This window comes from Vibrio sp. TBV020, from assembly GCF_046056895.1.
Classification (GTDB): Bacteria; Pseudomonadota; Gammaproteobacteria; order Enterobacterales; family Vibrionaceae; genus Vibrio.
Genome location: NZ_JBEEAQ010000003.1, coordinates 1,885,683 through 1,903,189, shown reverse-complemented (window position 1 = coordinate 1,903,189; position 17,507 = coordinate 1,885,683). Strand labels below are relative to the sequence as shown.

16 protein-coding genes are annotated in these 17,507 nt (G+C 43.8%); 3 read left to right on the top strand and 13 right to left on the bottom strand.

Going from position 1 to position 17,507, the window contains the following annotated elements; genetic code table 11:
* Window position 1 precedes the first annotated feature (1 nt).
* Together AAFX28_RS16735 and AAFX28_RS16730 are read right to left on the bottom strand one after the other, a co-directional pair.
* Window positions 2–700, bottom strand: coding sequence for an ABC transporter permease (locus AAFX28_RS16735; protein ID WP_408689313.1), 699 nt, complete (start codon window positions 698–700; stop codon window positions 2–4).
* A 6-nt stretch (window positions 701–706) separates the two neighbouring features.
* Window positions 707–1,525 carry a substrate-binding domain-containing protein gene (locus AAFX28_RS16730; protein WP_408689311.1) on the bottom strand — a complete coding sequence of 273 codons (819 nt, stop codon included), beginning with the start codon at window positions 1,523–1,525 and terminating at the stop codon, window positions 707–709.
* Between the two features lie 258 nt (window positions 1,526–1,783).
* Here AAFX28_RS16730 and AAFX28_RS16725 point away from each other — a divergent pair, with 258 nt between their 5' ends.
* Both AAFX28_RS16725 and AAFX28_RS16720 read left to right on the top strand, forming a co-directional pair.
* Complete coding sequence (locus tag AAFX28_RS16725; RefSeq protein WP_408689310.1) at window positions 1,784–3,229, top strand: sigma-54-dependent transcriptional regulator; 1,446 nt, start codon at window positions 1,784–1,786, stop codon at window positions 3,227–3,229.
* Complete coding sequence (locus AAFX28_RS16720; protein WP_408689308.1) at window positions 3,219–5,249, top strand: cache domain-containing protein; 2,031 nt, start codon at window positions 3,219–3,221, stop codon at window positions 5,247–5,249. Before AAFX28_RS16725 ends, AAFX28_RS16720 begins: the two co-directional genes overlap by 11 nt.
* Window positions 5,250–5,316: 67 nt before the next feature.
* On the opposite strand, the gene AAFX28_RS16715 is transcribed toward AAFX28_RS16720, so the two are convergent.
* From AAFX28_RS16715 to AAFX28_RS16705, 3 genes are all read right to left on the bottom strand, one after another.
* Window positions 5,317–6,294 (bottom strand): DUF2860 family protein, encoded by a 978-nt coding sequence (locus AAFX28_RS16715; RefSeq protein WP_408689306.1) that lies wholly within the window; start codon window positions 6,292–6,294, stop codon window positions 5,317–5,319.
* A 136-nt stretch (window positions 6,295–6,430) separates the two neighbouring features.
* Complete coding sequence (locus AAFX28_RS16710) at window positions 6,431–7,309, bottom strand: mechanosensitive ion channel family protein (protein WP_408689305.1); 879 nt, start codon at window positions 7,307–7,309, stop codon at window positions 6,431–6,433.
* Between the two features lies 1 nt (window position 7,310).
* Entirely contained in the window at window positions 7,311–9,656 is a 2,346-nt protein-coding gene (locus tag AAFX28_RS16705) for an AAA family ATPase (protein WP_408689303.1), read from the bottom strand.
* Window positions 9,657–9,869: 213 nt separating this feature from the next.
* On the opposite strand from AAFX28_RS16705, the gene AAFX28_RS16700 reads away from it, so the two are divergent.
* Window positions 9,870–11,462: an ABC-F family ATPase gene (locus AAFX28_RS16700; protein WP_408689302.1), complete on the top strand. Its 1,593-nt coding sequence runs from the start codon at window positions 9,870–9,872 to the stop codon at window positions 11,460–11,462.
* A gap of 69 nt (window positions 11,463–11,531) precedes the next feature.
* On the opposite strand, the gene AAFX28_RS16695 is transcribed toward AAFX28_RS16700, so the two are convergent.
* The 8 genes from AAFX28_RS16695 to AAFX28_RS16660 form a co-directional block, all read right to left on the bottom strand.
* Entirely contained in the window at window positions 11,532–11,939 is a 408-nt protein-coding gene (locus AAFX28_RS16695; RefSeq protein ID WP_408689300.1) for a hypothetical protein, read from the bottom strand.
* 168 nt (window positions 11,940–12,107) lie between these two features.
* Window positions 12,108–12,206, bottom strand: a complete 99-nt coding sequence (gene cydX / locus AAFX28_RS16690; RefSeq protein ID WP_408689298.1) for a cytochrome bd-I oxidase subunit CydX — start codon at window positions 12,204–12,206, stop codon at window positions 12,108–12,110.
* 10 nt (window positions 12,207–12,216) lie between these two features.
* Complete coding sequence (gene cydB, locus AAFX28_RS16685) at window positions 12,217–13,353, bottom strand: cytochrome d ubiquinol oxidase subunit II (RefSeq protein WP_408689296.1); 1,137 nt, start codon at window positions 13,351–13,353, stop codon at window positions 12,217–12,219.
* A gap of 9 nt (window positions 13,354–13,362) precedes the next feature.
* A complete protein-coding gene (locus tag AAFX28_RS16680) occupies window positions 13,363–14,946 on the bottom strand; it encodes a cytochrome ubiquinol oxidase subunit I (protein WP_408689294.1) in 1,584 nt (527 codons plus the stop codon).
* 67 nt (window positions 14,947–15,013) lie between these two features.
* The gene (locus AAFX28_RS16675) at window positions 15,014–15,601 is read right to left on the bottom strand and encodes a DoxX family protein (protein WP_408689293.1); all 588 of its coding nucleotides are present in this window, start codon (window positions 15,599–15,601) and stop codon (window positions 15,014–15,016) included.
* Window positions 15,601–16,344, bottom strand: a complete 744-nt coding sequence (locus AAFX28_RS16670) for a putative DNA-binding domain-containing protein (RefSeq protein ID WP_408689292.1) — start codon at window positions 16,342–16,344, stop codon at window positions 15,601–15,603. Before AAFX28_RS16670 ends, AAFX28_RS16675 begins: the two co-directional genes overlap by 1 nt.
* Window positions 16,337–17,203: a DUF692 domain-containing protein gene (locus tag AAFX28_RS16665; protein ID WP_408689290.1), complete on the bottom strand. Its 867-nt coding sequence runs from the start codon at window positions 17,201–17,203 to the stop codon at window positions 16,337–16,339. The genes AAFX28_RS16670 and AAFX28_RS16665 overlap by 8 nt, the downstream gene beginning before the upstream one ends.
* Window positions 17,191–17,505, bottom strand: a complete 315-nt coding sequence (locus AAFX28_RS16660) for a hypothetical protein (protein ID WP_408689289.1) — start codon at window positions 17,503–17,505, stop codon at window positions 17,191–17,193. The genes AAFX28_RS16665 and AAFX28_RS16660 overlap by 13 nt, the downstream gene beginning before the upstream one ends.
* Window positions 17,506–17,507: the final 2 nt, after the last annotated feature.

The window sequence follows — 17,507 nt, the reverse complement described above, 5'->3', positions numbered from 1 at the left end:
CCTAGCTCCTTAAGTAACCCTTTCCACGCATACTGGTTAACATGAAATTTAAAACCAGTGCGAGCGTTAGTAGCACGATGCCCAGTGCTACACCTTGTGCAAATGCGCCTTTATGGCTTTCCATTGCAATTGCGGTTGGTATGTTGCGCGTTATTCCCATAATGTTTCCGCCCACCATGGTAGAACATCCGACTTCTGTCACGATTCGGGAAAATGCTGCAATTGCTGCGGCAAGAAGAGGGAAGCGAGTTTCCCAGATCATAGTAGCAACAATACGAGGGATGGAAGCCCCTAAGGTAATGGATGTTTCAACAGCACGGCGATCACTTGATTGAAGAGCGCCGTGCATCATTGAAACCAAAACAGGAAAGCCTATGAGCATTTGACCTACAACCATGGCCTTTTGAGTGAACAGCATTTGCCAATCTCCCAAGGGACCAGATCGTGACAACATCATATAAAGAAGCAGGCCAATTACTACAGTTGGAATCGCTTGTAAGGTATTCACCAGTGAAAGAAGAAGCCATTTGCCTTTGAAGTTCGTATACGCGAGAACAAATGACAACAAAATCGCAGGGAAAAGGACGAGCGATATTGCCGACAATGAAACACTGAAGGAGACCGCTACGATCTCCCATAATTCAGTATCGAAGCTCACCAATAGGGTGAGAGCATCAAGAGTAGTTTGCCACAGGCTCATGAATGGTTATTTCTCGTTAGCGTTGGCGACAAATAGTTGCTTGCCGTTTAGCTTGAACTTGTTGATAAGTTCTTGGCCACGTGGATTAACAAGCCAGTCACTGAACTCTTTAGCACCTTGGTAGTTGATACTAGGGTAACGCTCAGGATTTACTAAGATAACTTGGTAAGGGTTAAACAGCTGCTTGTCACCTTGGAACAAGATCTCTAGGTCAAGTTTGTTGTTGTATGCCAACCATGTACCTCGGTCGGTCATTGTGTAGCCTTGCATCTCGTTAGCCATGTTGAGTGTTGGCCCCATACCTTGACCAACGCTACGGTAACCACCGAAGTTAGGTTCAATTTTGGTTTGCTCCCAAATGCCTTTTTCTTTTTTGTGTGTGCCTGAATCATCACCACGAGAGACAAAAGTCGCATTCATTTTTGCGATATTTTTAAATACGTGAGCAACGTCTTTTTGCTCAGTGATCTTTGCTGGATCTTCGTGCGGACCAACGATGACAAAGTCGTTGTACATTAACTTTCTTGGTAAAACACCATAGCCTTTTTCAACAAAGTTGGCTTCAGCTTTAGGTGCGTGAGTCATAACCAAGTCAACGTCACCGTTTTGTCCCATCTTAAGAGATTTACCGGTACCCGCTGCGATAACATCGACTTTGTAACCGGTATCTTTTTCAAACTCAGGCAGAAGGTAGTCTAAAAGACCTGAGTGGTAAGTACTGGTTGTCGTTGCTAGACGAACGTGAGAGTTATCGCCTGCTGCCATTGCAGAATAACTCGCTAGGGCCAAAGACGCTGTTGCGATAGTAAAAGTGATAGCTTTCATATTGTTTTTATCCGTTTTTATTAGATTTCGGTTTGCCATTTTGCAATGGTTTCAACCAATACCACCCGTTTTAGTTATAAACGAGCACGCATATAAAGCAATCTTAATGCCAAAACTATGTGACTATTTTCAAGCGAATAATCAGTCACTTAGAGTTATAAAGTTTGACTTGGGACAAAATGTCGCACATTAGTTGAGTCGTCTCCTTTTAAACTTGGTACACTCTGTCCTATTACGGACAAAATAAGTAAAAACACTATGCCTGCGTCTCTTGACCCAACTAAAGCGTCACAATATCAAGCTTTCTCTGTACTCGTTGTCGATGATGAAATCGGCATGCAAACTATTTTAAATAAAGCACTCAGCAAGTGGTTTGCAAAAGTTGACTGTGCAGGAAGTATAGAAGATGCAGAAGAACTTCGTGTTTCCAATCACTACGATCTTATTGTTCTAGATATAAACTTACCAGGGCGCTCAGGGATCGAGTGGGAAGAAGCCTTTAGCGACCAAGACAAAAAAGCCGATGTTATTTTCATGACTGGTTATGCAGACATAGAGACTGCGATATCCGCGCTAAAACTTGGTGCTTCTGACTTCATTCTTAAGCCATTCAATCTTGAGCAGATGCTACAAGCGGTGCAGCGCTGTATGGATAAACGCCTAGAACAGAGACATCAGTTTGCCTTAAAACATGAATTTAAACGTCACATCAAAACAGAAATCGTTGGCGGTTCTGAGAAAACAAAACAGTTAAAACAACTTATCACTCAATTTGCGCCATCTCGTGCTTCAGTCTTGGTAGAAGGTGAATCGGGAACAGGTAAAGAGTTGGTCGCACGCGGTGTTCACGAGGCTAGTGGGCGTACAGGTCCATTTGTACCAATTAACTGTGGAGCGATCGCACCAGAGTTACTTGAAAGTGAATTATTTGGTCACACAGCTGGTGCATTTACCGGAGCAAAGAAAAGCCGTGAGGGTTTGTTTAGAGTTGCCAGTGGTGGCACATTATTCTTAGACGAAATTGGCGAAATGCCACTTACTATGCAGTCAGCGCTGTTACGTGTTTTAGAGCAACGTACCATACGTCCAGTCGGCAGTGAAAAAGAGGTCACGGTAGATGTTCGAGTGGTTGCGGCGACTAACCGTAATCTTCAAGAAGAAGTGAACAAAGGTAACTTTCGAGCGGACCTCTATTATCGACTAAACGTATTAAAGATCGACGTTACACCACTGAAAGAACGCAAAGCCGATTTGATAGAGCTTGTGCCATTTTTTACCAAAATGCTTACCGCAGAGTTGGGCATGCCAGATCCAAAGTGGGCGCACGAAGATATCCATGCAATGAACGACTACGATTGGCCGGGTAACATCCGAGAGCTTAAAAACCTAATTGAGCGATGCATCTTACTGGGTAAACCGCCAGCGCATTATTGGCGCGAAGTGAATGGTGAGCACTTGAAACCGTCTATCACTATGACAGTTTCAAGTGGCGCTGAACTGATTGAGTTAGGTGACGGCTCAAACGCATCGGGATACCCAAATACTTGGGCATTGAAAGATGTAGAAAGGGCACACATACAACAGTTGGTTGACCACCATGACGGCAATAAATCGGCTGCTGCGCGAGACTTAGGTGTTGCCCGCAAGACATTAGAACGTAAATACAAAGAGTGGGATAACGAGGGTTCTAGTTATGCCGACTAGCACAACCTTGTGGGGTAAATGGCGTTATCGCTTTAAGACCATGGTTCGTTACAGACTGATGATCTTAACGTCTGCGCCAATCTTTCTAACTCTTATTGCTTTAATCGGGATTACCGTCTATTGGTCGATTCATTACACATGGCAAAGTGCGTTAGTGGATGTGTCCGAACGATTGGGCGTTGCAGAAAATAGCATTGAATTGATTCAAGAAAAGCAAGCTAACCACGTAAAAGCATTTGCATCTTCTTACGAGTTCATCACGCATGTTCGTGGTAATCATTCGAACGAAGAAGCCCTGCAAGAATGGGTTTCTCGGCAACGAGCGGATTACAATCTCGACTTCCTTCGTTTCCACCGCGTCGATACTATGGAAAGCAAGTTCCGCTTTCTCGACTTAACCAAGAAAGAATCTTTCTTCGACGTTCTAACCGCGGAGGAGCTGGATGAACTAGGTCATGATCTTACCGTGCGAGCACAAACAGCAATCTTAGACAATAATGGTCTTGAAGGGCGTGGATTAGTGAGTCGCACCGTGATTCCAATCTATAACCAAACCAATGACCTTATTGGATTTCTGGATGGTGGATTACTTCTAAACAACAGTACTGCTTTAGTCGATACCATTCGCGACCTAATCTATCCATCCAAAGAAGACAGTCTACGCCCAGTCGGGACTCTGACAGTATTTTTAGATGACTTGCGTGTAAGTACCAACGTTCCTCTCGACAGTGAAGTACGAGAAGGGCGAGCGATTGGTACACGCGTGTCAGATGAAGTGAAACAAGCCGTTCTTATTGAAGGTGAAGAATGGGTTAACTTAGCGTTTGTTTATGACGCTTGGTACATCACAGCCTACAAACCCCTTTACGATCAATACGACAACGTGATCGGGATGCTGTACACCGGCTATCTATTGTGGCCATTTTTCACCACTTATATGACCAACATTGCGGAAATATCAGTGACGACACTGTTCTTGTTATTGATATCCAGTCTGATTGTTTATCGAGGATCCCGTGACCTGTTTATCCCTATAGAACATATTCACCGTGTGGTGAAAATGATTCAACTAGGTAAGGAGACTCGTATTGGTCCATTGGGTTTAGATGAAAACCATGAACTTGCGATGCTCGCAAAGCAATTCGATAACATGCTCGATTTGCTGAAGCAGCGTAAGAATGATCTTCAGAAAGCGGCCAACGAACTTGAGTGTAAAGTTAACGACCGAACCGCGAGCTTAAAGGAAAAGACGGAAGAGTTAGAGCTTCATATTCAATTGTTAAATCAAACCAGAGATAAGCTGGTTGTGAATGAAAAGCTAGCGGCATTAGGTGAATTAACGGCAGGTATTGCTCATGAAATTAACAACCCTAGTGCAGTAATATTGGGTAACGTAGAGCTTATTCAATTCGAGCTTGGTGATGACTCTAACCGAGTGAAAGAAGAGATCGAAGCCATTCATACTCAGATTGATCGAATTAGGAATATTACCCGCAGCTTACTCCAATACAGTAGGCAGGGCGGCGTTCAAGACGAAATTACTTGGCAACACGTCAATCCGATCATCGAAGAAAGTATTACCCTAGTGAAAACTGGTGCGAAGAAACGCGATATTACTTTCGAAACAGACCTAGAAGCGCATACTTGCGTGGAAGTGAACCGACATCAACTGCTTCAAATACTCGTCAATCTGCAAATGAACGGTATTCATGCGATGCAAGGTAAAGGACGTTTACTTATCACAAGTGAAGACTGGATTGAAAACGGTACGAGCCGCGGTGCAATTATTCATGTTCGAGATGAAGGATGTGGCATCAAGCAAGAGAATCTCAAACGTATCTTCTCACCGTTTTATACCACGAAACGTGAAGGTACTGGCTTAGGTTTGTCAGTATCTCAAAGTATTCTGAGCCAATCAGGCGGCGAACTGAAAGTTGAGTCTAACTGGGGTGAGGGAAGTGTGTTCAGTATTTACTTGCCAGAACGGGCTGGTAATGAACTTGAAATTATCAATTTGTAGTTCTGAGAATATAAAGCGGCCAACAAAGGCCGCTTTATAGTGAGGGAGGTTTACATCGAGTGAGGCGTTAGAAGCTGTACGTTAATGCTGCGCCAATTTGGTACTCGGTCTCTTCATAGAATTTGATGTTCGAGCTTACGGTGTCGTAGCCAGCTAGACCAATAAAGGTTACATCATCCCACCCCATAAAGCCTTCATACTGATAAAGTGCAGCGACGCCATATTCATCATCACTACGAGTTACGTCGTCAAATGCGATGTTAGCGCCATCAAAGGAAACTGAGTTGTAGTAGGCTTGAAGACCAATAGAGTGCTTATCGATCATTTTCAAGTATGTCAGCTCACCGCCGAAGCTTGTGTTACTAAATGCTTCTCCGTCCGCAGAGTAGCTACCGTACGTTAAGCGTGGAATAAGCACAGAATCGAGTGTTAAATCAACTTCGTAAGCTAGGCCTAGATCGAAACCGGAACCACTTCTCTTAAGCGTGTTAATGTCTCCAGGTACTTGCGCTTGACCTGATTGTTCATCGTCAACATCTGAGGTGTAGTAAAGTGCATCTACAGCGAAGCCCGAACCAGCAATATTGGCGTATTCAGCCGCGAAACCGGACTCTGAGATCTCAGTGATGTCGCGCTTAGCGCCAATAACGTATGGGTCTTTCCAAGTTTCTTCGTTGACGATTGACGTCAGGTAACTCACTTCTAAAGCCGATTCGTCAGAGAACTCTGTGCGGTAGCCAAGCTCTAATGTTAAGTCTCCTTGAATCACCTCTTCATTGTTGGTTCCGATGAATACTTGGTGGTTAGCGTCTTGACCGAACGTGTAATTTAACTCACCAATCACTTCAGGGTTAATTTCTGTCTCAGCGCCTAAGTGATCATCACTGGACGTTAGGTTGTTCTCGTTTGCTGTGTTTAGATTGCCATCGTTAGAGAAGTAGCTCATACCTAGGCCAATCTCGCCGCCAAAACCAGTTTCGTTTGATTCCGCAATAGCTGCAGTTGAACACGCAGCCGCGACACTTAAAGCAATGAGTTTTTTCATGAGAGTTCCTTTTTATTGTTCACGGCAGAACTCTATACCATTAAGTGTGAACAATTCGTCGTACACGCTTTTTTCACACTCTAATCCAGCAGAACAAAAAAGGCCTGCATATCGCAGGCCTAGTATTCGTGATCGGTTATTGAGATAACACCGCTATACGTGGTGGCTTAATACCATGCTTATTGAACTCTTTCATAACCCTAAGAGTTATATCGGTTTCAAATAGTTTCTCGTACGCAGTATCAACGACATAGGCTTTACAAGTTAGCTGAATCGCTAAGTAGTTGTCTGTAATCGTCTGTTTAACGAGTACAGTAACTGGTTTTGGAAGGTGGATATAACGACTCGATGATGCCGCTTCCTGAATCAAATCACGGGCTAGGGTGATGTCTTCATCCATTCCTACATAAAATGGGATGACGACCTGCATATCTAGTGCACCATAGTTCCCGCTTACCGTTACTTCACTTAAGAACTTATTGTTTGGAATGGTGATGATGTCATCATTCAGAGTACGCATACGAACTGAACGAAGACCGATAGCAATGATGTCACCATAGTTGCCTTCAAATGTAACTCGGTCACCAACCTGAAATGGTCTATCGACCATGACTGTCATACCTGCGATAAATGATGCAGCAAGATCTTTCAACGCAAAGCCAACCGATACGGCCAACGTACCACCAATCAGTGTGAGGATTTGGTCATTGATGCGAAAACTCATCATAAACACCAAAATACCAGCACTCATGTAGATGAAGAACTGCATGAATGATTGGAGTTTTTGTAGCAGCATACGGTACTGGGCAAACTGACTACCAATGCTTTCAACCATTGAGCTAATGAACTTAAGCAGTAACCATGTTGCAGCAATGACCAAGAACGAGAAGAAAACACCACTCCAACGGATCAAACTGGCGATTTGAGTAATATTGTCGACGTTTGCTATCTCTTCCGTAGCGAGAGCAGGAAGCGCGATCAACGAAGACAAAATAACGAATAGAAAACGAATCATATTATTTCACCAGTAAGTGTTGACGGTCGAGGACATTAGTAATGTGGCGGAACCAATGGTCGGAGATACGTGCTTTGTCTTCAGACCATTCAATATAGCCGCGACTTTGGAAGTATCTTAAAGTACCAGTGATCTCAGCAATCGTGAGCTGAGTACATTCAGACAAGACTTCTGGCGACGCAATTTCTAATTGAACAATGGAGCGGAGAACAGCAAGCATCGGCTTTGGCATTTTCTCTAACTCGTGAGACTCGGGAGCTTTAAACAAGCGAACATAAACTTGTTCGGTTTCTTTATCCCTGTTGAGAGAGAAGCGGAAGAAGCGCAACGCGACGGTTGGGTTGCCATCAGAGTAGTGCCACAAAATACGATAGAAGCCTTGTTTCGCGCGCTCTTCTTCGGTGCATTCTTCTTGGTCCCATTGCTTTGGCACCATCAGTCCATCGAAAGAGAGTCGATACTCTTCGCTTTGGTTAATACGTGTATCAAGCAACTGACCAACCTGTTTTTCTGTCCAGCGTGGTAGGAAACAGACCAAATCGAACAACAAGCGTTCACCACGGGCGCGATCAACAAAGCGCCAACTTGCTTTCTCAATACCAAAAACAACACGGTGATTCTTACGAGAACGACGCAGTAAATTGGTAATACGGATAAGCTCATTCAAACCGCCAACCATCGGCTTAACTAAACGTTGAGCGTTATCAATCGCGATAAGATAAGTGGTTTCACTCTTACGTAAATGAGCAAGAATTTGAATCTCAGTTGCGTCTTCTTCTAAACCAATGCTCACGGCTAAATGTGACAGCAATTCCTTGTAGCCATCGTAAGGGCAAGTAAGATAAATAGGCTCTGCATTTTTTACACGATTGAGTAGCGCGCGCAACGCCGTCGTTGTACCTGCTCCACGCTCAGCGGAAAGGACACAAACAGCGGGACTATCAGTTAACAAATACTTAGAGAGTTGTTTAAGTTCATCGCTCGCGTAGTCGATAAGTTCGCTATCAAAACTACCGGGTAGGACGTACTTGAAGGTCGCATCGCCGCGTACACGTACCAATTGGCCTTGGTTGCTATTACTGTTTGTCTGCTTTGCTACTTCTATTCTAAATAGATACGCAAGAGCTTGGCTAAAGAAGCTAAAGCTAGATAACGTACTAACAATCTTATGTTTTAGCAGGTGAACAACTAGCCAAGCGATTGTGATAGCAGTCGCGACGATGTTCAGCAAGAAGGTATCTTTTCGGCCAATTGACCACTGCACCCAAACTGGACGTTCTGGAATATGAGCAACAGTATCAAATACCTTTGTTCTCCATAGGCGCAATACAGACACAGTAACAAGCACAAACCAGAAGAACAGCGCGCTGTAGATCCAGTAATAAATCGTCCCTTTACCTAGGGTGCGCATAGAAATCTGTAAGATCACACCGGCAACGATGATGCTCCACACATAACGTCGGATTGTAGAAAGACGTAATGCAACGACTTCAGGACTTGAAGTACGGCTATGACGGTAGGTCAGCTCCAAAATAAAGCTAATTGCAATTGAACCGCCAAGAACCCACCAGGTAAAGATCTCCAAGAATATGAGGTGTTGTAGGCTTGGGATTCCGGACAGTACTCGCAACGACAGGGTAATACTGATTAACCAAGCGATTGCTCTATTCGCACTGCTGATGTACCAAATCGCGCGAACCCAAAACGGAGGTTTCGCGGTGTTAGTAACAAATGACGATTTAAACGCTGCAATAAGTCGACGGTTATTGGCTAACCACCAAGCAAGTGCAAAATAAATAAACAGTACTTTCAACGCTGCCCAGATCACGGGAACAGGCGAAATAAGTAAATCATTAATGAGAGATTTAAAGCTACGTACTTGGAAATGGAACAGGTATTGACCATTCAGCTGTGTCAGAGACAGTTCACGTTTAAACTGAGTTACGCCATATGGTCCAAATCCAGTCAGCTTTTCACGGGTAGCATTGTCGGTAAGTTCCAATAGACGCTGCTTACTTTGCGCTAGGCTATTCAACGTCAGGTAGCTCGCTTCAACCTCAAACCAAGTTTCATCGTTGCTTTGTTCGCGGTAGGAAGACAAATGCTGATCGAAAGAAGCACGCTGTTTATCTTGTTCTTGCAAGACCGCGTTCAGAAGGAGCGAAACCTTTCGATAATCCTTCGGGGTCATGAACAAAGGATCTGGAATTTGGTTTACTTCTTCTGCTATATCACTCGCCACTGTTTTGGCTTCTGGCACTGGCTGGAAGTCGTAATCCCAGCTGGCATAAGAAAAGCTAGAGATGAGCAGAGAAAAAAGTATGTATAAGCGTGTAATAGAACGCATAGAAATCTCTTAAATCTTATGAGGTTAGAGTTAGTTTAGCGACTTTCATACGAAAAGCGAATGATCGCTGGCAAAATATAATCGGCAAGACTAATCGTGTAGGTCATTAAAAACGTCAACTCAGTGTCATGAATTGAATATAAAACAATGCTTGAAGTTATGCTCGGTAAACAGTAGTGTGGCGCGGTTTTTCATATTAAATAGGTAACGACATTGATTTCCACGAACAACATCACACAACAATTTGGTGCTAAGCCACTGTTTGAAAACATTTCAGTTAAGTTTGGTGAAGGTAACCGTTACGGCCTAATCGGTGCCAACGGCTGTGGTAAATCAACGTTCATGAAAATTCTAAGCGGTGAGCTAGAACCAACAGGTGGTAATGTAAGTTACGACCCGAACGAGCGCGTTGCTAAGCTAAACCAGGACCAGTTCGCATACGAAGAGTTCACGGTAATCGATACAGTTATCATGGGTTACAAAGAACTTTGGGAAGTGAAAAAAGAGCGTGACCGTATTTACTCTCTACCTGAGATGAGTGAAGAAGAAGGCATGTTAGTTGCTGACCTTGAAGTTCAGTTCGCTGAGATGGACGGTTACATGGCTGATGCTAAAGCTGGTGAACTACTTCTTGCAGTAGGTATTCCTGAAGAGCAACATTACGGTTTGATGAGTGAAGTTGCACCAGGTTGGAAACTTCGTGTGCTACTAGCACAAGTGTTGTTTGCTGACCCGCACATCATGCTTCTTGACGAACCAACCAACAACTTGGACATGGACACAATTCGTTGGTTGGAAGAGACGCTAAACCAACGTAACTGTACGATGATCATCATCTCGCACGACCGTCACTTCTTAAACTCAGTATGTACTCACATGGCTGACTTGGACTACGGTGAACTACGCGTTTACCACGGTAACTACGATGAGTACATGACAGCTGCATCACAAGCACGTGAACGTCTATTGTCTGATAATGCTAAGAAGAAAGCTCAGATTGCTGAACTGCAAACGTTCGTAGCACGTTTCTCTGCAAACGCATCTAAAGCGAAACAGGCGACATCTCGTGCTAAGCAGATTGATAAGATCCAGCTTGATGAAGTAAAAGCATCTAGCCGTCAAAACCCATTCATTCGTTTCGAGCAGTCTAAAGAGCTATTCCGTAACGCACTGATCGTTGAAAACCTAAGCCAAGGTTTTGAAAACGATCTATTCAGCAACTTTGATGCAATCTTCGAAGTGGGTGAGCGCGTTGCGATCATCGGTGAAAACGGTGTGGGTAAAACGACTCTTCTAAACACACTAGCTGGCGTACTAGAGCCACGTACTGGTGAATACAAGTGGTCTGAAAACTCGAACATTGGTTACTACGCTCAAGACCATGCGCATGACTTTGAAGAAGACATGAACCTAATGGATTGGATGGGTCAATGGCGTCAAGAGGGCGATGACGAGCAAGTTCTTCGTAGTTTCCTAGGTCGTATGCTGTTCTCACAAGATGACATCAAGAAGTCAGTTAAAGTACTGTCTGGTGGTGAGCAAGGCCGTATGCTTTTAGGCAAGATCCAGATGCACAAGCCAAACATGCTGCTGATGGACGAACCAACTAACCACATGGACATGGAATCGATTGAATCTTTGAACAACGCACTTGAGCAGTACAAAGGCACATTGTTCTTCGTATCTCACGACCGCGTATTTGTAGATTCTCTTGCAACTCGTATTCTAGAAATCAAAGATGGTCAGATTCATGACTTCCGCGGTACTTACGCAGAGTTCTTGAAAGCACGTGGTATCAACAACTAATTTGTTGTTCATTGTAGACATAAAAAAACGCCTCCAAATCGGGGGCGTTTTTGTTTATACGCAAAGCGTTTATTGACTGATTTGAGTCGCAGTAACGATCGTCCAACCTTTTTCACTGCCTTCGCTCCAAGTGACTTTCATATCATGAGGGACTTCTTCGTCATATGAGAATATGAGCTTTTTCCCTTCTTGAACTCGAGAATCATGAGGATTGTCTTGCCCAATGACTTTGTCAGCTTCAATTGTGGCGCTATATTGCTTACCTTGAACTTTATAAACGACATCGATCATTAAGTCGTTATCGCCTTCGAATGGGTCTTCGTGCCAATATAGCTTGGTGACTTCCGTTTCAACAAGGATCCAGTTGGCGGTAAAACTCTGATATACCTTTGGCACCATAACCCATAAAAATAGTAATAACGCAGGAAAAAATATAATTTTTTTAAGTTTTCCTGAGGGAGAGACTTGGATATCCATTCAGCGACGCCTTATTAATTAATGGTATTCCATCTCTTTTAACATTTAAGTCAATCAATTACCAAACTAGCATACGGTAAATGAGGGGTAAGTACCGAATTATCCCAACACACTTTGCGTACATTATTTTAGATAAAGAAACGCCCCCAGTGTTTGGAGGCGCTTCTTTTATGCATCTAAATCGGTGTTATTCTCTAAATATAATGCTGTGACTATGCCAAAAGAACACGCCAGCAAAATACCTAGCACCCAACATAAGTACCACATAATTACCTCATTAATAGAGTGATGAATCGTTGTTTCTGATGAAGTCGTGATCGAGCTTGCCGAACATTTTGTAGTAACACCAACTGGTATAGCCAATGATGACTGGCACGACAACGATGGCGACAACGATGATGATACTCAGTGTTAGCTGACTCGATGTTGAATCCCACAAGGTTAAACTGTGTGATGGGTGGATGCTCGAAGGCACAACCATAGGAAACAGAGCAGTGCCTGCGGTCAGAATCACACACGCAATCGCAAGACTTGAGCACAAGAACGACTTACCGCTTTGCGTCGAATGAGCGAATATTGAAGCAAGCGTTAATAAACCTATGCCAAGCAACGGAATAGTCCAAAGTAGCGGATTGCTTATATAATTGTGTAGTAATTGTCCATCAAGTTGAATAACATTTTTAGCTAGGGGGTTCGACGCTAGGTCAGTTACCACTGGGCTAGTAATTAAATACCCTGGTAATGTAAGTGCGTAGAATCCACCAAGTACGAATAATAATGCTGTCGTTGAAGCTGCGATGACTGTCATTCTGCGAGAGCGAGCCTGAATATCGTCTTTGGTTTTTAATTGGAGAAAAGCTGAGCCTTGCGTCACCATCAACCCTAAACTGATTAAACCACACAGCAGAGGGAAAGGAGTCAGAAGGTTAAAGAAACTACCTTTGTAGGTCATTATGAGTATCGAGTTGAACTCAAATGGTACGCCAATCAATAAGTTTCCAAACCCAACGCCAAAAATAACCGACGGAACCACACCGCTTATAACTAACGCAATATCACACGCTTTGCGCCATTGAGGATTGTCAATCTTAGCGCGATAGTCCATGCCGATTGGGCGTAACCACAATGAGGCCAGAGCGAGCATCATCGCAATATAAAACCCGGAAAAGGTCACACCGTATATAGAAGGCCACACAGCAAAGATGGCGCCACCCGCAGTAATTAACCACACTTGGTTCCCATCCCAGTGAGGGGCGATTGAGTTGATCATTACGCGACGATCTTCGTTAGATTTTCCTATTACAGGAAGTAGGGCAGCAGCACCAAGGTCAAAGCCATCTGTAATGGTAAATCCAATAAGTAGTAACCCGACTATCGCCCACGCTAACAAGCGCAAGTTTTCGTAATCAAACATAATGGAATCCTATTTAATATCTACAAGTTGTTCGATTGAAGGTTTCGAAGCCTGTTCATGGTGGTAACGGCCTGTTTTAAGTGCACTAGGGCCCATCTTTGCAAATCTGATCATTAAGAACATTTCGATAACTAGGAACGCCGTGTAAAGAAGGTAAACGAGTGCTAAAGACAACCATATATCGCTTGCTGCGAGGTTTGATGCGGCCATGTTTACCGGAAGAATCTCACCTATCGCCCATGGTTGGCGGCCAAACTCTGCGACAAACCACCCAGACTCACAAGCTATCCAAGGGAGTGGAATCGCAAACATACATGCTTTAAGTAGCCACGGATGAGCGTCGACTTTCTTACGTAATACTTGAACAAACGACACTGAAACGACCAAGAAGATCATAATTCCGCTTACGACCATTAAGCGGAAGCTCCAAAAGAGTGGAGCGACACTAGGAATGGAATCTTGCGCAGCTTGATGGATTTGCTCGTCGGTGGCATCCGTGACGATATCTGTGTACTTCTTCAGCAGTAAACCATAGCCAAGGTCTTGCTTATACTCATCAAAATGGGCTTTCTTCTCAGGAGAAACATCACCACTTCTCAGGTCCTCTAACAAAGCATAAGCAGTTATTCCACGACGAATACGTCGTTCATTCTGTGCGAGTAAATCGCGTAAGCCAGTTACTGGCTCATCAAGCGAACGAGTTGCAATAATGCCCATTAGATATGGGATCTTAACTGCATAGTCTGTTTCCATTATTTCTTGGTTTGGTAAACCGAACACAGTGAATGACGCGGGCGCTTCTTCTGTGTGCCATTCTGCTTCAATTGCAGCGAGTTTTACTTTTTGCACGTCACCTAGCTCATAGCCTGACTCATCGCCAAGTGCTAAAGTAGATAGGATTGCTGCAAAACCAAATGCACTTGCAACCGCGAATGAACGACGAGCAAACCCAAGGTCACGGCCCTTCAATAGGTAGTACGCACTAATCCCCATAATGAATAGCGCACCTGTGGTGTAGCCCGCTGCAACGGTGTGTACGAACTTGACTTGGGTCACTGGGTTAAAGATGACTTCAATGAAATTTGTCATCTCCATGCGCATGGTTTCGTAGTTGAACTCGGCACCAACCGGATTCTGCATCCAACCGTTAGCCATTAGGATCCAAAGGCCAGAGAAATTCGAGCCTATTGCGGTTAACCAAGTCACGGTTAAGTGCTGTCTTCGCGTTAGTCGATCCCAGCCAAAGAAAAACATACCGACTAATGTCGATTCTAAAAAGAAAGCAATCAGTGCTTCAATCGCAAGAGGCGCACCAAAAATGTCTCCCACATAGTGAGAGTAATATGACCAGTTGGTACCAAACTGGAACTCCATAGTTAGGCCGGTAGCAACACCAACCGCAAAGTTAATACCAAACAGTTTGCCCCAGAATTTGGTCATATCCTTATAAATAGTTTTCCTAGTCACCACATAGAGCGTCTCCATGATGGCAAGTAGGAAAGAGAGGCCTATGGTTAAGGGAACAAAAATAAAATGGTAGAGAGCGGTACTCGCAAACTGAAACCGCGACAGATCAACAACATCTGTAAGCATAAAAACTCCTTCCCGCTAAACATGTAGCGGGCTAGGTATTGAAAAGAATAGATGGATTGGGGGAGTGTTATTTTTTCGTGATTTGTTTACGTAGCCAGTAATCCGCGCTGACGTAGCGGCCGCCACCGTAAACCATAAGGACAAGTAGCATCACAAAGTACGTACCAGCGAACTCCATACCATTGTTGAGCATTACCGGGTCGCCCAGTTCAGTGATGTAGTTGTATCGACCTGGGAAGTTAGTCGATAGCCATTCGATAAATCCATTGAGGCGAATGGTTGATTCCATACTGCCTGTTGCTATTGCATCCCAACCGTGTTTCCAGTGAACCATTGCGCTTGCAACGCTCATCATGAAGATCATCGGAATAGAGATAAAGCGTGTAAATAGGCCAAGCGCGATACATACAACACCTAACACCTCAGTTGCAGCGGCTAAGAAAGCCAGTAACTCAGGGAATGGTAAGTTGAGGCCGCCATCTGCAGCGGATGCACCAAACCACGCAACGGTACCAGAGAACCCCAATACTTTAGATCTTGCGCCTACGTAAATCACAGGCACTAGGTAAAGGCGAACAGAAAGTAGGACTAGATAGTCATACTGCTTTACTTTGTCGACACATTTGTCGAACCAATGAAGGACTGATGTAATCATTATTTGCTTCCTACTAGATCGACGCTGATTAGGTTTATATTTAAAAAATGTTCGATCCAGTCAATAAGGTTAAAGTCTAAAATTTGCTTTGTTACTTGTTGTTCAAGTGAGGCTAGGGAAATCACCGAAGGGCTCGCCAGCAGTTGAATCACCGCTACATCAACTTCTCTGAGTTGTAATGTCACAACACAGCCATGCTCATCACGGTATAGGGCGTAATAGATTGGAGTGCGTCTATCTTCCAAAAAAGTAACCGATTGCTGATCAACGATGAACGGAACTTGAAGCAACTTGAGTGTTTTATTTGGTTGAGCTTTAAATAGTTTCAAGTTGGCTAAGATATTGTGAAAGTCGTAGCAAATAGAGCGAGTGTCGCAATCTTCAATTTCTACACAGAACGCAGACCATTCAAATTCCAGTAACGAGACAACGTCAGGAGTAACGCAGCCATCCGATAAGATGGATGAAGTTCGAATTTGAATGTATTTGACAAATTCAGTGGCGATATGATGGAACTCAGGCTCTGAGGCGTAGTGAACCACGACGAAGTCATCCACTAGCTGGTTTAGAGATTCACCATTGAGTGCGTCACAAAACATTGGAAACGTATTGTTTAATACACTTAGTACGTTATTTCTTATAAATTGACTGTAACGGCATACCGATGAAAGACCGAACGGAGACCGAATTAACGCGGTGAGGGATTCCGTCTCATGAACTAAACTAGCCGGTGGGTTATGCATAAATAACCTCCTCACAAATGGTTTTTAATGCGTGAGCATAATCCAATATTTCCGCATGCATAATGTTCAGTTCGTTAACTAAACTACCTAGCGGTGGAACGTTATTGTCTCGCTCAAGCAGTAGTGGTTTGGCACCATGTACTGAATAGGTGTACTTCGCGAGCTCAATCACTTGGTCTTGGACGGAAGCTCCATGTGTATCTAACAGAAACGAATCGTTCTCAGTTAAATGGCCTGCTATGTGGTAATAGCGTATTGCATCACTAGGTAATGAATTGATCATGTCAAACACATCAAAACCATGGTTATGGCTATTTACGTACGCATTATTAATGTCGACGAGTAATTGACAGTCACTTTTTTCAACCAATTCAGCCAAAAATTCTCCTTCAGGAATCTCATCACCAAAGTCGTGGTAGTACGAGATATTCTCTAAAACTAGAGGGCGAGAAATAATATCCTGAACTTGATTGATTCTATCGGCCAAGTACGCGATGTTTTCCTTTCGACGAGGAACAGGGAGTAGTTCATAGAGGTAGCCCTGTTTGTCTCGAGATAAGCTTAAATGCTCACTATAAATTGAGATATTGTGCTCATCTAAGAATCGACCAACCTGTTTAACAAACGTTGTATTCAGTGGCATTGTATCTGCGATCGAAAGGCTTAAGCCGTGTGCGACTAATGGATACTTCTTTGCAATATCGCTAAGTAAGTCTTTTTTAACGCCACCAATGTTCATCCAATTTTCAGGAGCAAGCTCAAGGAAATCGATACCCTCAATTGGTCCTGAATTAGCGAGTAATTCAAAGTGCTCAGAACGAAGTCCAAGTCCTTTTGCAGTGGTCGCTATTGACCGCATACGCCCTCCGTTATTTTGCTATTTCGGTCGCGAACTCGTTCTGCGCTTGGGTTAATGCCTTCACCAGTTAAGCCACATTTACCGTCACGCGCTCGTACCAAACGATCTTGTGGGTTTGTCGAGAGTTCTTTCTTTTCGAATCGTTTTTCTGTGCCACATTTACCTGCAGCACATTTACCACCATGACCAGAAGATGATTGCACTTTTGTCGGGGCAGGAGCGGGTGTTTCTGCATAAGACATTGCTGGAGTTAGCGTTACGATACCGGTGAGGGCGATTGATAAGGCAATTTTGCTGTGCATGG

Excerpts from the sequence above, each read along its gene's own strand:
- AAFX28_RS16735 (WP_408689313.1), bottom strand. The coding sequence starts at position 700 with ATGAGCCTGTGGCAAACTACTCTTGATGCTCTCACCCTATTGGTGAGC.
- AAFX28_RS16730 (WP_408689311.1), bottom strand. The coding sequence starts at position 1,525 with ATGAAAGCTATCACTTTTACTATCGCAACAGCGTCTTTGGCCCTAGCG.
- AAFX28_RS16725 (WP_408689310.1), top strand. The coding sequence starts at position 1,784 with ATGCCTGCGTCTCTTGACCCAACTAAAGCGTCACAATATCAAGCTTTC.
- AAFX28_RS16720 (WP_408689308.1), top strand. The coding sequence starts at position 3,219 with ATGCCGACTAGCACAACCTTGTGGGGTAAATGGCGTTATCGCTTTAAG.
- AAFX28_RS16715 (WP_408689306.1), bottom strand. The coding sequence starts at position 6,294 with ATGAAAAAACTCATTGCTTTAAGTGTCGCGGCTGCGTGTTCAACTGCA.
- AAFX28_RS16710 (WP_408689305.1), bottom strand. The coding sequence starts at position 7,309 with ATGATTCGTTTTCTATTCGTTATTTTGTCTTCGTTGATCGCGCTTCCT.
- AAFX28_RS16705 (WP_408689303.1), bottom strand. The coding sequence starts at position 9,656 with ATGCGTTCTATTACACGCTTATACATACTTTTTTCTCTGCTCATCTCT.
- AAFX28_RS16695 (WP_408689300.1), bottom strand. The coding sequence starts at position 11,939 with ATGGATATCCAAGTCTCTCCCTCAGGAAAACTTAAAAAAATTATATTT.
- cydX (WP_408689298.1), bottom strand. The coding sequence starts at position 12,206 with ATGTGGTACTTATGTTGGGTGCTAGGTATTTTGCTGGCGTGTTCTTTT.
- cydB (WP_408689296.1), bottom strand. The coding sequence starts at position 13,353 with ATGTTTGATTACGAAAACTTGCGCTTGTTAGCGTGGGCGATAGTCGGG.
- AAFX28_RS16680 (WP_408689294.1), bottom strand. The coding sequence starts at position 14,946 with ATGCTTACAGATGTTGTTGATCTGTCGCGGTTTCAGTTTGCGAGTACC.
- AAFX28_RS16675 (WP_408689293.1), bottom strand. The coding sequence starts at position 15,601 with ATGATTACATCAGTCCTTCATTGGTTCGACAAATGTGTCGACAAAGTA.
- AAFX28_RS16670 (WP_408689292.1), bottom strand. The coding sequence starts at position 16,344 with ATGCATAACCCACCGGCTAGTTTAGTTCATGAGACGGAATCCCTCACC.
- AAFX28_RS16665 (WP_408689290.1), bottom strand. The coding sequence starts at position 17,203 with ATGCGGTCAATAGCGACCACTGCAAAAGGACTTGGACTTCGTTCTGAG.
- AAFX28_RS16660 (WP_408689289.1), bottom strand. The coding sequence starts at position 17,505 with ATGCACAGCAAAATTGCCTTATCAATCGCCCTCACCGGTATCGTAACG.